Below are 14,461 nucleotides of genomic sequence, written 5' to 3'. Positions count from 1 at the left end.
GCGGTTCGAAACGCACTACACGGGCGCCCATGCCTGACGCCGCCATCTCGATCCGCGACCTTGAGAAAACTTATGCGGGCGGGAAGCGCGCGCTGGACGGGGTCAGCCTCGATGTGCCGCGCGGGCAGATTTTTGGGCTTCTGGGACCGAACGGCGCCGGCAAGTCGACTTTGATCAACATCCTGGCGGGGCTGGTCAATAAATCAGGTGGGACTGCGGAAATCTGGGGCTTCGACATCGAAAAGCACCCGCGCAATGCCAAGGCCTCCATCGGCATCGTGCCGCAGGAAATCCTGTTCGATCCCTTCTTTACGCCGGCTGAAACTCTGGACCAGCAGGCGGGCCTCTACGGCGTGCCGAAGGCGCAGCGGCGAACGATGGAGCTGCTCCGCGCCGTCCATTTGGAGGATAAAGCCGGCGCCTATTCACGCACGCTTTCAGGAGGCATGAAAAGGCGGCTGCTCGTCGCCAAGGCGATGGTCCATTCGCCGCCGATCCTCGTCCTCGACGAGCCAACCGCAGGCGTCGATATCGAGCTTCGCCAGCAGCTCTGGACCTATGTGCGGCAATTGAACGACGAAGGCGTCACCATCGTCCTGACTACCCATTATCTGGAGGAGGCCGAGGAGCTCTGCGACCGCATCGCGATCATCAACCACGGCCGCCTTATCGCCAACGAGCCGACGCGGTCGCTGCTCGCCATGGCGCAGGAAAAGGCGGTCGAGGTGACGGTGGACCGTGACTTGACGCAGGCGCCGGAGAATATCTGTTTCGAGAAGATCGAGGTGAAGGGTGAGCGGACCCTCGCCATCACCTACCGCAAGGACAAGGTGAATGCCGGCGAGGTGCTCTCGGCGCTCCAGCGGGAGGGACTCGGTATTGTCGATGTCTCGACGCGGGAGGCGGACCTTGAGGACGTGTTCCTGAACCTCACCCGCGCGGCCAATGGCTGATCACGCTTATGACGTGATCGTGATCGGATCGGGCGCGGCGGGACTTACCGCGGCGCTGGAGATCGATCCGAAGCTTCGCGTCGCCGTGCTTGCCAAGGGCGAGATTTCCGGCGGCTCCACTGCCTGGGCGCAGGGCGGGATCGCCGCCGTGCTCGACGTGGGCGACACGTTCGAAAGTCATATCGAAGACACGATGGTCGCCGGTGCGGGCCTCAACGACCGCAAGGCCGTCGAATTCGTGGTCGAGAATGCTCCCGCCGCAGTCGAGCGGCTGGCCGAGCTCGGCGTCCCATTTAACCGGGGGGAAACCGACCGCTGGCATCTGACGCGCGAAGGAGGCCACAGCCACCGCCGCATCGTCCATGTCGCCGATGCGACCGGCTGGGCCGTGCAGCAGGCGTTCGAAAAGGCGGCCTCCGAGCATCCGAACATCACGCTCGTGCCAAACATGGTCGCGATAGACCTAGTCACGGGCAAGCATGCCAAGGACGGTTCGGCCGAGCGCCGGGTGTGGGGCGTCTATGCCGTCAACCGCGAGACGCACCGGGTGGAATTGTTCACCGCCCGCGCCACCATCCTCGCCACCGGGGGAGCGAGCCGGGCCTGGCTCTATTCTACCAACCCGCGCGGCTCGACCGGCGACGGCATCGCCATGGCCTGGCGCGCCGGCTGCCGCGTCTCCAATATGGAATTCAATCAGTTCCACCCGACCTGCCTCTACAACTCGGAGGTCAAGAACTTCCTCATCACGGAAGCGATGCGCGGCGAGGGCGGGAAGCTGAAGATCCCGACGACGGGGCGGCGCTTCATGAAGCGTTTCGACTCGCGCGAGGAACTGGCACCGCGCGACATCGTCGCCCGCGCGATCGACCATGAGCTGAAAAGGCTCGGCCTCGACTATGTCCATCTGGACATCAGCCACCGCGAGCCGGACTTCATCCTCTCCCACTTTCCAACCATTGCTGAGCGGCTGGCCAAGCCCGACATCGGCATCGACATCACGCGTGAGCCGATCCCGGTGGTGCCGGCTGCCCATTATACATGCGGCGGTGTCGTGGCAGACCTCGACGGCCGGACCGACCTTCGCGGTCTCTATGCGGCGGGCGAGGTGACTCAGTCGGGTCTGCACGGCGCCAACCGCCTTGCCTCGAACTCGGTGCTGGAATGCCTCGTCTTCGGGCTTGCGGCGGGGCGGCACATCAACGGCAGCTGGGCGGACCTGCCGCCTCCGCCGCCGATCCGGGCCTGGGACGAAAGCCGCGTGACCCATTCGGACGAGGAGGTCGTCGTCCACCATAATTGGCGCGAGATCCGCCGCTTCATGTGGGACTATGTCGGCATCGTCCGCACAACCAAGCGGCTCGAACGCGCCCTCAACCGCGTAAACCTGCTGCGGCAGGAAACCGAGGAATATTACGGCAATTTCCGCGTCACACCTGACCTCATTGAGCTCCGCAACCTGGTGGAAGTCTCAAGCCTGATCGTTCGCTCGGCGCTTGAGCGGAAGGAGAGCCGGGGGCTCCACTATACGCTCGACTATCCGGACATGCTGCCGGAAGCGGTGGACACGGTTCTGACGCCGGAAGGCTAGCCGCCGAGGAACTGCTTCACTTCGGCGCGGAAGCGGGCGGGCTGATCGTATATGATCATGTGACCGCTCCGCGGGATCGGCCGGAGCCTGGCCGTCCGGGCGCCAGAATAGCCATGGCGATAGTCTTCGACCGCAAGCGCATGTTCGCGGGTGTCGGCTCCGGGCGTGGCAAAGAGGACCGTCATGGGGGCGATGATACGCGGCAGTTCGGCGGTAAGGTCGGTGCGGCCGAGGTCGTGCGTCGCGCGCGCAACCACGTCGGAGTCACTTATTTTGTGGGGATCGTCGGCACCGAAACGGCCGATGAGATTGCCGAGCGCCCGCCGGCCTTCCGGAGTGGCGGCCAGCCGTTCGGCAATGCCTCCGAACAGAGACAGGCCGCCGCCGAACATGCCCGCAGGCCGGGGAAGCATGTCTACCACCATCACCTTGCCGACGGCCTGCGGCTGACGCGCCGCAACCATCATGGCGAGCGTGCCGCCCATGGAATGGCCGATGAGTGCCGGCCTCTGTAGCCGCTGTTCGGCGATGTAGCGGGCGATCTCCTTCGCCACCGGATCAACCACCGGGCCGGAGGCGTTGCCGCGCGCCGCATGTCCGGCAAAGCCGTTCACCTGCACGAGATGGTATCGGTAGCCGGGAACGGCCGCGACCGTGGACCGCCACATGTCGCGGGAGGCGGTCAGGCCTGGGATCAGGATCACGTCCCGCCCGCTCCCCTGCACGACCACGGAGATGCGGTCGGAGCTGAACGGCTTCGGCGCCGCCACCTTTACGGCAGGCGCCTGCGTCTGCTGCCGCCCGGCTATCTGCGCGGGGAGAACGGCAAGAGCGGCAGCGGCGAAGAGGATCAGCCTGTTTCTCATGACCGGACCTGTAGCCTAATCGGCTTGAACCTCAGCTTACACGCCCTGTCGCCAAGCCGAGATACGCTTGCTACAGCCCGTGAATCGTGACCGCAGCCAATCATCTCTATCTCGTCGACGGCTCGAGCTATATCTTCCGGGCCTATCACCGCCTGCCGCCGCTCACCAACCGCCACGGCCTCAATGTCGGCGCCGTCTACGGCTATACGACCATGCTCTGGAAGCTTGCGGAAAGCCTGCAGAAAGCGGACGGTCCGACCCACCTTGCGGTGATATTCGACGCGTCGGCCAAGACGTTCCGGAACGAGATGTACGGCGACTATAAGGCGCACCGCCCCCCGCCGCCGCCCGACCTCGTCCCCCAATTCCCGCTGATCCGCGACGCCACCCGAGCCTTTTCGGTGCCCTGCATCGAGGAAGACGGGCTGGAGGCGGACGACATCATCGCCTGCTATTCGAAGGCGGCGCTGAAGGAGGGGTGGAAGGTCACCATCGTCAGCAGCGACAAGGATCTGATGCAGCTGATCGAGCCCGGGCTCGACATGCTCGACACGATGAACGACCGCCGCATCGACCGCGACTATGTGGTCGAGAAGTTCGGCGTCGGTCCCGAGCAGCTCGGCGAAGTGCTGGCGCTGATGGGCGACAGCGTCGACAATGTTCCCGGTGTGCCCGGCGTCGGCCCCAAGACCGCCTCGCAGCTGATCCAGCAATATGGCAGCGTCGAAGGGGTTCTTTCGCACCTCGATGAGATCAAGAAGCCGAAGCTGAAGCAGAACCTTACCGAGCATGCGGAATCGGCGCGGCTCTCGCGAAAGCTGGTCGAACTGGTCTGCGATGCGCCGCTTCCGGAGCCGCTCGAAGGTCTGGAAATGAAGGGCATTCCGGACGCGCCGCTCCGCGAATTCCTGGAGGATCAGGGCTTCCGCTCGCTCATCAACAAGCTCAACGGCGCTTCCTCCGCCGCCGCCCCTTCGACCTCGCCGGCGCAGACGCCGATCCAGCGGGAAGTGCGGCCGGAGCCGAAGATCGACCGCTCAGCCTATGAGACGGTGACGGACGAGGCGGCGCTCGACCGCTGGATCGCGGAGGCGTTCGCGAACGGCCGGGTGGCGCTCGATACCGAAACGGACGGCCGCGACTGCGTTAATGCCAAGCTCGTCGGCATCAGCCTTGCAACGGAATGCGGCAAGGCCTGCTACATCCCGCTAGAACATGGGGGGCATGATTTGCTCTCGGAGCGACCGGAGCAAATTCCCGCCGATGTGGCGCTCGCCAAGCTGAAGCCGCTGCTGGAGGACCCGGCGACGCTCAAGATCGGCCATAATCTGAAGTTCGACTGGGTCGTGCTCGACCGGCGCGGCATCAAGATGGCGCCGATCGACGACACGTTAGTGATGAGCTTCGATCTCGATGCCGGCGGACTCAACAGTCATGCGATGGACGATCTCGCCAAGAAGCATCTCGACCATGACTGCCTCACCTACAAGGAGGTGTGCGGATCGGGGCAAAAGCAGATCAGCTTCGACAAGGTGCCGCTGGATCGCGCCACCGAATATGCCGCCGAGGATGCCGACGTCACTCTGCGCCTCTGGAACCGCTTTCGCACCCGGCTGACGCATGAGCGGGCGACGCGGGTCTATGAGATGGTGGATCGGCCGCTTGTGCCGGTCATCGCCCGCATGGAGCGGGAAGGCGTCAAGGTCGACCGGGACGAGCTTTCGCGGCTTTCCGCCGAATTCTCCGCCCAGATCACCGAACTGGAGGATCGGATCTGCGGCGAGGCCGGGTGCAAGTTCACGATCGGCAGCCCCCAGCAACTGGGCGACGTGCTGTTCAACCAGATGGGCCTGAAGGGCGGCCGCAAGGGAAAGTCCGGCACCTGGTCCACGGACGTGAACGAACTGGAGCGGCTGTCGCGGGAGGGCGTGCCGATCGCCGCTTTGGTGCTCGAATGGCGGCAGCTTACCAAGCTGAAATCCACCTATACCGACGCGCTGCAGGAGCAGATCAACAAGGAGACGGGGCGCGTCCACACCTATTACAGCCTCTCGGGCGCGCAGACCGGGCGGCTGTCCTCGACCGACCCCAACCTCCAGAACATCCCGATCCGGACCGAGATCGGCCGCCGCATCCGCGACGCCTTTGTGGCGGAGCCCGGCTATGTCATGCTCGCCGCCGACTACAGCCAGATCGAGCTTCGCCTCGCAGCCCATATGGCCGACGTGCCGCAGCTGAAGCAGGCCTTCTCCGAGGGCGCGGACATCCACAATCTGACTGCGCAGGAACTGTTCGGCGAGATCAATCGCGACACGCGGGCAAGCGCCAAGACGATCAATTTCGCGATCCTCTACGGCATCTCGCGGTGGGGGTTGGCGGGGCGGCTCAGCATCACGGCCGATGAAGCGCAGGCGATGATCGACCGTTATTTCGAGCGGTTCCCCGGCATCAGCAACTATATCGCCGACACGCTGACCCGGGCTCGCGAGGTCGGCTATACGACCACCTTGTTCGGGCGGAAGACCCATTTCCCCGGCCTCAAGTCCAAGGTGCAGCATGAGCGGCAGGGGGCGGAACGCGCCGCCGTCAACGCGCCGATCCAGGGCACCAGCGCCGACATCATCAAGCGCGCGATGGCGCGCATGTGCCCTGCGCTGGAGCGGGAAGCGCTGGGCGCCGTCCGCATGCTGATGCAGGTTCACGACGAGCTGGTGTTCGAAGTCCCGGAGGCCGATGTGGAGCAGGCAAGCGCCGTCATCCGGAACGTCATGGAGCGGGCGGCGGAGCCCTATGTAAAGCTCACGGTTCCGCTCGGCGTCGATATCGGCACCGGCCCCAATTGGGGCGCTGCGCATTGAGCGATGCCGCCCGACCCGGCGAGGCCGGCGGCGACGATATCGCTGCGCTCGCACGCGGCGGACGGACCAACTTCCTCGGCTTCCTGCTGCGGCTCGCGGCGCGGCTTCCCTTCCTGTTCATCGCCGGGCGCATCTATGGTGCGGAGGCGCTTGGGCGGTTCGCCTACGCGATCCTGATCGTCGAATTCGCGGCGCAGATCGCGACCCTCGGCCTCAAGCGCGGGCTCGCCCAGCAGCTTTCGCAGACGGATAAGCCGCATGTTTGCGTGATCTGGGACGGCATGCTGGTCGCCTTCGCCGCGTCGGCGGTGGCCACGATCCTCCTCGCCATCTTCCCGCAGGCGATGTTCCCGAACAGCAATGTGCGCGGCCTCGAATGGCTGCTGCCGTTGATCGTCTTTGCCATCGCCGGCACCGAAATCGCGCTGGCCGCGCTCGCCTACCGGCACAATATCAAGGCGACCGTCACCTCTCGCGCGATCGTCGAGCCTTGGACGATCAGCATCGCCGCCTTTCTGCTCTCCTTTGTATCGTCACGCGACGGCCTGATCATCTCCTATGTCATCGCAATGCTGGCTGCCTTCGCCGCGGCGCTTTGGCCGCTCTACCGGACCTACGGCATTCCGCACGGCTGGAAGCCGCAGCCTGTGGCGCTCTGGGCGCTTGCCCGGCGCAACACGCCGCTTGCCGCGGCGGATGCGATCGAATGGGCGTCGCGCCGGATCGACATCGCCATCCTCGGCTTGTTCTTCTCGCCCGCGATCGTCGGCATCTATTATGTCGCGCAGCAGGTCGCCTCGCTGCCACAGAAATTGAAGACCAGCTTCGATCCGATCCTAAGCCCCGTCATCACACAGAAGCTTGCCGAAGGCGACAAGAAGGCCGTGGCGAACCAGGTGCGGCAGGTGGGCTTCTGGATCATCGCGGCGCAGGCGGCGATCGGCCTTGCGCTCGGCATTCCGGGGGAGGCGGTGATGGGCCTGGTCGGCGCCGCCTTCATTGGCGGCACGGCGGCGCTCGCCTTTCTGCTTTTCGCCGAAGTGGTTGCCGCCACCGCCGCGGTCTCCGAAGGCGCCTTGGTCTATGTCGCCCGGCACCGGAACCTGATGATCTCCGCCTTCACCATCTGCGTTCAGGCTTTGCTGAGCGTCATCCTGATCTACGCCCTCCGCGGCATTCGGGTGCCGCCCGACTTGGTCGCCTTTCTTGGCCTTCGTACCGATCGCCTGCCGGAAACCTTCGCCGCCGCCGGCCCGGCAATCGCGCTGGTGCTGGCGCTTGGCCTGTCGTCCGTGCTGAAGGCGCGGCTCCTCTGCAAATTGCTCGGCGCGCCGGTGCAAGGCTGGCGCTGGCCACTCATTTGGGCCGGCGCCGCGGCCGGCATCGTCGGCTATATGACGATGCTGCTTCCGCCGCGCCTCGAATTCCTGGAGCTGATCGTCGGCATCCCGCTCATCCTCGTCACTTTCGGCATCTTCGTCTGGAAGTGGGGCTTCACTGACGAGGACCGGGTGCTGTTCAAGATGAAGAAGCCGAAAGAGGCTACTCTTCCACCTCCGCCAGGGGCTTTACCGCCGGGCCGTTGAGAACCTCGCCATCGGGCGCGAATTGCGATCCGTGGCAGGGGCAATCCCAGCATTTCTCGAAGCCATTCCAATGCACGATGCAGCCCATATGGGTGCAGGCGGCGGAGCGCTGGGTCACGACTCCGGCTTCGTCCTTGTAGACTGCGATCTTGTGCAGCCCCTTCCGCATCAGCGCACCTTGGCCCGGCTGAAGCTCGTCCACCGAAGAGATTTCGCCGCCGCCGAGATGCTCCGCGAGGTTCTTCACCGCCCCGGCCTGCCCACGGACGAACTCGCCGACCGAGGTGGTGGAGGTTGCGGACTTGCGGCTCGGGTCGAGCACCGGCGCCCAGCGGCTGTCCTCACCCAGGATAAGCGGCGCGATGGTCAGGCTCCCGGCAACGCCGTTGGTGATGCCCTGCCCGGAATCGCCGGTATGGACATAGATGTTGGTGGAGCCGGGGTTGCGGCCCGAGAAAGGCATGAAGTCGATCGGCTCCAGCACCTGTCCCGACCAGCGGTAGTCCGCTCGGGTGAAGCTCGGATAACGGTTGCGGGTCCAGTCCTCGAGGTCGGTGAGCCTTTTCTCGATCTCCGGCTCCTCGCCTGAACGGTGATCCTCGCCGCCGACGATCAGCAGATCCTCGGTGCCGCTGAGTGGCTGGATGCGAATGTAGTGATAGGCCTCAAGCGTATCCCAGACGAGTGCGTCCGGCACCGATCCCTTCGGCACCCGGCCGGCCACCACATAGGTGCGATCGGGAAGCTGCTTGGTGTGAATCGCGACCTTGTCGTTGGTCGGCGAATTGGTGGCGAAGACCGCCACCTTTGCGCGGATCACCGGCCCGCGCTCGGTGGTGATCTCAACGCCGCCGTCTACTTCCTTGTCGGAGACATGGACAGTGTTGGCATAGAGCCGCCCGCCATTCTTCTCGATCGCCCGGGCGAGGCCGGCCAAATATTTGGTCGGGTGGAACCGCCCTTGGTTCGGGAAACGGAGCGCCATGCCGGTGTCGAGCCCGGGGACAGGCGCGCGTTCCGCCCATTCGACATCGACTCCGATGGCGCGGCAGGCCTGATATTCCTCCTCAAGGTCCTTCTTGTGATCCTCCTCGGCGGGGAAGAGAAACCCGTCGACGCGGGCGAAATCGGCATCGATACCTTCGTCGCGGCAGATCGCCTCGATCCGGTTCACGGCGGCGACCTGGCTGTCATAGTAAAGCCGCGCCTCGTCCTCGCCGCGGACCCGGATCAGCTCGGAATAGAAATCGTCCAGCTCGGTCGCGAGATGCGCGGTCGTCCGGGCGGTCATGCCGTTGCCGATGCCGCCGCGGTCGATGACGATCACCGACCGGCCGAAGCGGGACAGCTCGTAAGCCGTGGAAAGCCCGGCAATGCCGGAGCCGATGACGACGACGTCGCAGGTTTCATCCTGTTCGAGCGCGGGTGCGTCGATGACCGGCGCCATCTCCATCCAGTAAGACACGCTTCGTTCGTCGCCGACGTTCATCTTCGCCTCTCCATTTGCTGATGGAGCGGCAACCGACGTTCGGCGGCGGCGGTTCCGCGCCTAGTGGCGGAAGTGGCGCATTCCGGTGAAGACCATGGCGAGGCCCGCTTCGTCGGCCGCGGCGATGACTTCGTCGTCCCGGATCGACCCGCCGGGCTGGATCACCGCGGTCGCGCCCGCCTCGACTGCCGCGAGAAGGCCATCGGCGAACGGGAAGAAGGCATCCGATGCCACGGCGGAGCCGATCGTGCGCGGCTCATTCCAGCCGGCTTTCTCCGCCGCATCCTTTGCCTTCCAGGCGGCGATGCGGGCGCTTTCAAGCCGGTTCATCTGCCCGGCGCCTACGCCTGCGGTCGAGCCGTCCCTGGCATAGACGATGGCGTTCGACTTCACATGCTTCGCGACGGTCCAGGCGAAGAGGCAGTCGGCAAGCTCCCGCTCGGTCGGCTGCCGCTTCGTCACCACCTTGAGGTCGCCGCGCCCGATGCGGCGATTGTCCGGCGACTGCACGAGATAGCCGCCGGCGATCGACTTCAGCGTGAGGCCGCCGCGCGCTGGGTCCGGGAGGTCGCCGGTCAGGAGCAGGCGGAGGTTCTTCTTCTTTGCGAAGACGGCAAGCGCGTCCTCGTCCGCATCGGGCGCGATCACCACCTCGGTGAAGATCTGGGTCATCGCTTCCGCCGCATCGCGGGACAGCGGCCGGTTCACGGCGATGATGCCGCCAAAGGCCGACACCGTGTCGCAGGCGAACGCCGCCTCATAGGCTTCGAGCAAGCCGGAGCCGACCGCGACGCCGCAGGGATTGGCATGCTTTACGATGACGCAGGCGGCGTCTTCGTCCCTGAACTCCGACACCAGCTCCAGCGCCGCGTCGGCATCGTTGTAATTGTTGTAGCTGAGTTCCTTCCCCTGCACCTGCCGCGCCTGCGCGATGCCGCGGCTGTGCGGGCCAGCGGGGAGGTAGAGCGCCGCCTTCTGGTGCGGGTTTTCGCCATAGCGGAGCTCTTCCCCCCGGTTCATGATCACCGGCAGCATGTCGGGGAAAAGCTGCTGCTGGTCCGCAAAGGCGAACCAGGAGGCGATCATGCTGTCATAGGCGGCCGTCGCGGCGAACGCCTTCGCGGCCAGGCGCTTGCGGAAATCGAGGCTGGTCGCGCCGCCATTCTCATCGAGCGCTGCAATCAGCTCGGCATAGTCGCCGGGATCGGTGACGATGGCGACAAAGGCGTGGTTCTTCGCGGCCGAGCGGACCATCGACGGGCCGCCGATGTCGATATTCTCGATAATCTCGTCCCGGTCCGCCCCTTTGGCGACGGTCTGGGCGAAGGGGTAGAGGTTGACCACGACGAGATCGATCGCACCGATGCCATGCGCCTCCATCGCGCTGGCATGCTCTTCATTGTCACGGACGGCGAGGAGGCCGCCATGAACCTTCGGATGAAGCGTCTTCACCCGCCCGTCCATCATCTCCGGAAAGCCTGTAAGGTCGGAAATGTCGCTAACCTGGAGCCCGGCATCGCGCAGCGCCTTGGCGGTGCCACCCGTCGACACAAGTTCCACACCGTGCCGAGCGAGCGCCTGGCCCAGCTCCGTCAGCCCTGTCTTGTCGGAAACGGACAACAATGCGCGGGCGATCTTCACCTGATCCATCTTCAATCCTGTTGCTTTCGTTTCAGCCGGCCCGCTTCAGCGACCATTGCGCCGACGCGCCGTCGGCCCCTGCCTCGCCGGAAATGACGAGCTGGTGCGTCCGGTGCGGCTGTCCCTCCCCGTCGATCCAGAGGCTCTCCTCGATCGAGAAGATCCCGCCGCGGCAGCGGAAACGCCAGCCCGCACCGCCCCTAATGCGAAGCAGCGCCCCCTGTCCATCAGCGGTGCTGGTGACCTCGACCCCGGGCGCCAGATGGAAGCGGATCACGAAAACCGGCGCTTCGCCGCGTCGCCTGCGACCCTTCGGCTCCAGCAAATCCTCGCCCGTCACCTCCAGTCCGTCGGCGCTGAGCTGCAGCTTCCGCCGGTGAACGAGCCCGAAGCGGCGAACATAGCCGTCATGGCTCCCCTCGACGCGCGAAACCCCGGCCGTGTCGTCGCGGAAAAGCTCCACTTCCGACACGCCCTTGCCGAGCGTTCCGTCCTCATGAACGGCGGTGGAATTGCGGTCGGCCAACGTGAGGGTCGAATGGGCGGCGGTGCTGCGGAGCGCCTCGGCGATCTGGGCGGGAAGCGCGCCCGCCGCCTCGCCCGCGCCGCCGCAATTGACGATCAGGCGATGCGCGCCGTCGCTCATCTCGAAAGCCAGCGTCGAGGCGCAGCCGCCCCGTATCGCACGCGCAGGCGGAGGCGGCGCGGCGTCGAACAGCAGAACGGTTTTGCGTGCGGCGAGCTGCTGATAGCCCCAGCCTTGCGCGCCGCGCAGCGGGCGCACATTGAGCCCCGTTCCTTCGACCGCCGCCGAAACACGCCGGGCGGAAAGCATGTTGCCGCCCTGCCAGTTCCCCAGCGCACCGTCGCCAAGCGTCGCTCCAAGCAGGGCCGCAGTGCCGCGTTCCAGTGCACCCATGATCGCTTCGGGCACCTCCGCACGGGCAGCGTAATAGACGGCGCGAAGCTGCCCCAAAAGCTCGACGAGCGCGAGCTGCTCGGCAGGCGAGCGGCTGATCAGGCCGCCATCTTCGTGACAAGTCTCGGCAAGAGCCCGCGCGATGCCCGCCTCGCCTTTCGAAAGCCGGGCCGGGCCACCCTGGATGACGAGCGCCGAGGCGATGACGCCCGACCAGGCGGTGATGCGCTTCAGGCCCGGCGGCGCCTTGTCCGCACCCCGATCGATGTGACGCGAGCCCCGGGCAAGGCCGTTCAGCACTCGCGAGCGGTAGACGAGATCGCGCGTCGACAGGATGTAGGGCGCGTAGGCCGTCCAGAAGAAGATGCGGCGGCCCCAGAGGTCGCCGCGCCAGCTCCGTTCCGCCACCGCCTCGCCGCACTGGTCGAGCCATTTGCGTACCATCTTCTCGGCAACCGGCGCGCCCCGCTCCCGCGTCGCGGCGGCGGCAAGATCGCGGAGCCAGGCGAAGCTCTGCAGATAGTCGGAAAGGGCAGGCGGTAGGCTGCCCGCCGCGAAGTCGATGCTGTCGATAGCGATGCTGCGGCCGCCGTGCAGGATCTGCCCCTTGAGGATCGCTTCGCCCGCGGCCTTGTCGCCCGCAATCGGATCCTTCGGCACGGTGAGAAGCTTCAGCGGATGCCGCCCCCGCAGCCGCAGCGCGTGGAGCGGCGTGCCCCAGCTGAGTCGATGAAGCCGATAGGACAGGCGCTCGGAGAGGGAGAGGCCGCGGTCGCCGCCGCGGATCAGCCGCTTGCCCGGTTCGATCTCCGCCTCAGCATGCGGGGCATCGATCCGCTCGAGGAGGCTCATTGCCCGCGCAAGGCCCGGATATTCTCGGCATAGCGCTCCGGTCCGCCTCGGAAGGTCGCGGTGCCCGCCACCAGCACATCCGCGCCCGCATCGATTGCGCGCTGGCACGTGGAGGCGTCGATGCCGCCGTCCACTTCCAGGTCAATCGGCTTGCCAACCTTGTCGATCTGCTTCCTGACCGCCTCTATCTTGCGAAGCTGGCTGTCGATGAAGCTCTGGCCGCCGAAACCGGGATTGACGCTCATGATGAGGACGAGGTCGATCTCCTCGAGCACATAATCGAGCATTTTTGCGGGCGTGGCGGGGTTCAGCGACACGCCGGCCTTCTTGCCCAGCGCCTTTATCGCCTGGATCGTGCGGTGGAGATGCGGCCCCGCCTCGGGGTGAACGGTGATGATATCCGCTCCCGCCTCGGCAAAGGCCTGCAGGAAATTATCGACCGGAGAGATCATCAGGTGGACGTCGAAAGGCTTCGACGTATGCGGCCGAAGCGCATTCACGACCCCTGGCCCGATGGTCAGGTTGGGCACGAAATGACCGTCCATCACATCGATGTGGATCCAGTCCGCACCCGCTTCGTCCACCGCCCGCACTTCCTCGCCCAGCCGCGCAAAATCGGCGGAGAGGATGGAAGGGGCGATGCGGACGGGCTGCTGCACGCGGAAAGCCTACAGAAGCGCGAGTCGCGCGACAAGGAAGGGGCGGAGTTATCCCCCGCTAATTCGACTCGCTCCGCCGCGTCTCAGGGGATGACAAACAGGTGTGATACCTATATAATACAGCTGAGGAGAGAAAACATGCTGGAAGACCCTGTCGCGAAGCGCACCGCCATCGCAGCCGCCATCGGCGCTGTGATCGCCATTCCGGTCCCGTTCGTCGGGCCGCTGATCGGCGGCCTAGTCGGCGCCGGTTTCGGCTATTTCACCGCCAAGCGGCGCAGCTGATCTTCAGTTTGCGCGGCGCACGAGCCGCGCGATGAAGAAACCGTCGGCGCCGCCTTCCTCTGCAAAGGCGCCGGGAAGGACGCGAACTCGGCCCTCCACGTCGGGCGCAATCCCAGCCGGAAGCTCGTCCGCCCGGATTACGTCGAGCGCATAGTCGCTGCGGCTGGACAGGAAGGCGTCCAGAACCTGCTCGCCTTCCTCCGGCTCGAGCGAGCAGACGGAGTAGACGAAAGTGCCGCCCGGCTTCAGCCAGTCGGCCGCGCGGGCAAGCATCGCCTTTTGCCCTTCCGCCAGCTCCTTGATAGCCTTGGGGCGGACGCGGTGAAGCACGTCTGGGTGACGGCGGAAAATGCCGGTGGCCGAGCAGGGCGCGTCGAGTAGGATGGCGTCCACCGGCTCCTCCGGCTGCCACTTCATGACGTCGGCGGCGACAACCTCCGCCTTCAGTCCCGTGCGGGCGAGATTTTCGGACAGGCGCGCAAGGCGCGCCTCCGACACATCCACGGCGGTGACGTCATAACCCACCGACGCCAGCTGCATGGTCTTGCCGCCGGGCGCGGCGCAAAGGTCGAGCGCCGTCTTTCCCTCGCCGCTGCCCAGCATCCGCGCGGCGAGCGAGGCGGAGATGTCCTGCACCCACCAGCAGCCTTCGCCATAGCCGGTGAGGCCGGCAATCGCCTGCCCGCGTGCGAGGCGGAGGTGGCGCGGCATCAGGCTGACGCCATCCATATCGGCGGGTGGGGGATCGTCGTCGGCGAAGAT

11 protein-coding genes are annotated in these 14,461 nt (G+C 65.7%); 5 read left to right on the top strand and 6 right to left on the bottom strand.

Annotation, left to right across the window (positions count from 1 at the left end):
• Positions 1-29 precede the first annotated feature (29 nt).
• Both VGD10_RS11160 and nadB read left to right on the top strand, forming a co-directional pair.
• Positions 30-953: an ABC transporter ATP-binding protein gene (locus VGD10_RS11160; protein WP_331040899.1), complete on the top strand. Its 924-nt coding sequence runs from the start codon at positions 30-32 to the stop codon at positions 951-953.
• Positions 946-2,544, top strand: a complete 1,599-nt coding sequence (gene nadB, locus VGD10_RS11155; RefSeq protein ID WP_331040898.1) for an L-aspartate oxidase — start codon at positions 946-948, stop codon at positions 2,542-2,544. Before VGD10_RS11160 ends, nadB begins: the two co-directional genes overlap by 8 nt.
• Here the strand turns inward: nadB and VGD10_RS11150 are convergent.
• Positions 2,541-3,410 carry an alpha/beta hydrolase gene (locus VGD10_RS11150; protein WP_331040897.1) on the bottom strand — a complete coding sequence of 290 codons (870 nt, stop codon included), beginning with the start codon at positions 3,408-3,410 and terminating at the stop codon, positions 2,541-2,543. The genes nadB and VGD10_RS11150 overlap by 4 nt on opposite strands.
• Positions 3,411-3,496: 86 nt before the next feature.
• On the opposite strand from VGD10_RS11150, the gene polA reads away from it, so the two are divergent.
• A complete protein-coding gene (polA, locus tag VGD10_RS11145; protein WP_331040896.1) occupies positions 3,497-6,268 on the top strand; it encodes a DNA polymerase I in 2,772 nt (923 codons plus the stop codon).
• Complete coding sequence (locus VGD10_RS11140; RefSeq protein ID WP_331040895.1) at positions 6,265-7,854, top strand: lipopolysaccharide biosynthesis protein; 1,590 nt, start codon at positions 6,265-6,267, stop codon at positions 7,852-7,854. The genes polA and VGD10_RS11140 overlap by 4 nt, the downstream gene beginning before the upstream one ends.
• Here the strand turns inward: VGD10_RS11140 and VGD10_RS11135 are convergent.
• Genes VGD10_RS11135 through rpe form a run of 4 tightly spaced genes read right to left on the bottom strand, consistent with a single transcriptional unit; the run spans position 7,811 to position 13,414 of the window.
• Complete coding sequence (locus VGD10_RS11135) at positions 7,811-9,343, bottom strand: FAD-dependent oxidoreductase (protein ID WP_331040894.1); 1,533 nt, start codon at positions 9,341-9,343, stop codon at positions 7,811-7,813. The genes VGD10_RS11140 and VGD10_RS11135 overlap by 44 nt on opposite strands.
• Before the next feature lie 60 nt (positions 9,344-9,403).
• Positions 9,404-10,993, bottom strand: a complete 1,590-nt coding sequence (gene purH / locus VGD10_RS11130) for a bifunctional phosphoribosylaminoimidazolecarboxamide formyltransferase/IMP cyclohydrolase (protein WP_331040893.1) — start codon at positions 10,991-10,993, stop codon at positions 9,404-9,406.
• Positions 10,994-11,015: 22 nt separating this feature from the next.
• Entirely contained in the window at positions 11,016-12,755 is a 1,740-nt protein-coding gene (locus VGD10_RS11125) for a heparinase II/III family protein (RefSeq protein WP_331040892.1), read from the bottom strand.
• A complete protein-coding gene (gene rpe / locus VGD10_RS11120; RefSeq protein ID WP_331040891.1) occupies positions 12,752-13,414 on the bottom strand; it encodes a ribulose-phosphate 3-epimerase in 663 nt (220 codons plus the stop codon). Before rpe ends, VGD10_RS11125 begins: the two co-directional genes overlap by 4 nt.
• Before the next feature lie 138 nt (positions 13,415-13,552).
• On the opposite strand from rpe, the gene VGD10_RS11115 reads away from it, so the two are divergent.
• Positions 13,553-13,699 (top strand): hypothetical protein, encoded by a 147-nt coding sequence (locus VGD10_RS11115; protein WP_331040890.1) that lies wholly within the window; start codon positions 13,553-13,555, stop codon positions 13,697-13,699.
• Between the two features lie 3 nt (positions 13,700-13,702).
• Here VGD10_RS11115 and VGD10_RS11110 read toward each other — a convergent pair.
• Positions 13,703-14,461: RsmB/NOP family class I SAM-dependent RNA methyltransferase (locus VGD10_RS11110; RefSeq protein ID WP_331040889.1), on the bottom strand; the 759-nt coding region annotated here is incomplete at its 5' end.

Source organism: Allosphingosinicella sp., assembly GCF_036402135.1.
Classification (GTDB): Bacteria; Pseudomonadota; Alphaproteobacteria; order Sphingomonadales; family Sphingomonadaceae; genus Allosphingosinicella.
The sequence above is the reverse complement of the archived record's forward strand: the minus strand, read 5'-3'. Positions and strand labels throughout refer to the sequence as shown.

Coding starts and splice junctions, on each gene's coding strand:
- VGD10_RS11160 (WP_331040899.1), top strand. CDS start 30: ATGCCTGACGCCGCCATCTCGATCCGCGACCTTGAGAAAACTTATGCG.
- nadB (WP_331040898.1), top strand. CDS start 946: ATGGCTGATCACGCTTATGACGTGATCGTGATCGGATCGGGCGCGGCG.
- VGD10_RS11150 (WP_331040897.1), bottom strand. CDS start 3,410: ATGAGAAACAGGCTGATCCTCTTCGCCGCTGCCGCTCTTGCCGTTCTC.
- VGD10_RS11135 (WP_331040894.1), bottom strand. CDS start 9,343: ATGAACGTCGGCGACGAACGAAGCGTGTCTTACTGGATGGAGATGGCG.
- purH (WP_331040893.1), bottom strand. CDS start 10,993: ATGGATCAGGTGAAGATCGCCCGCGCATTGTTGTCCGTTTCCGACAAG.
- VGD10_RS11125 (WP_331040892.1), bottom strand. CDS start 12,755: ATGAGCCTCCTCGAGCGGATCGATGCCCCGCATGCTGAGGCGGAGATC.
- VGD10_RS11115 (WP_331040890.1), top strand. CDS start 13,553: ATGCTGGAAGACCCTGTCGCGAAGCGCACCGCCATCGCAGCCGCCATC.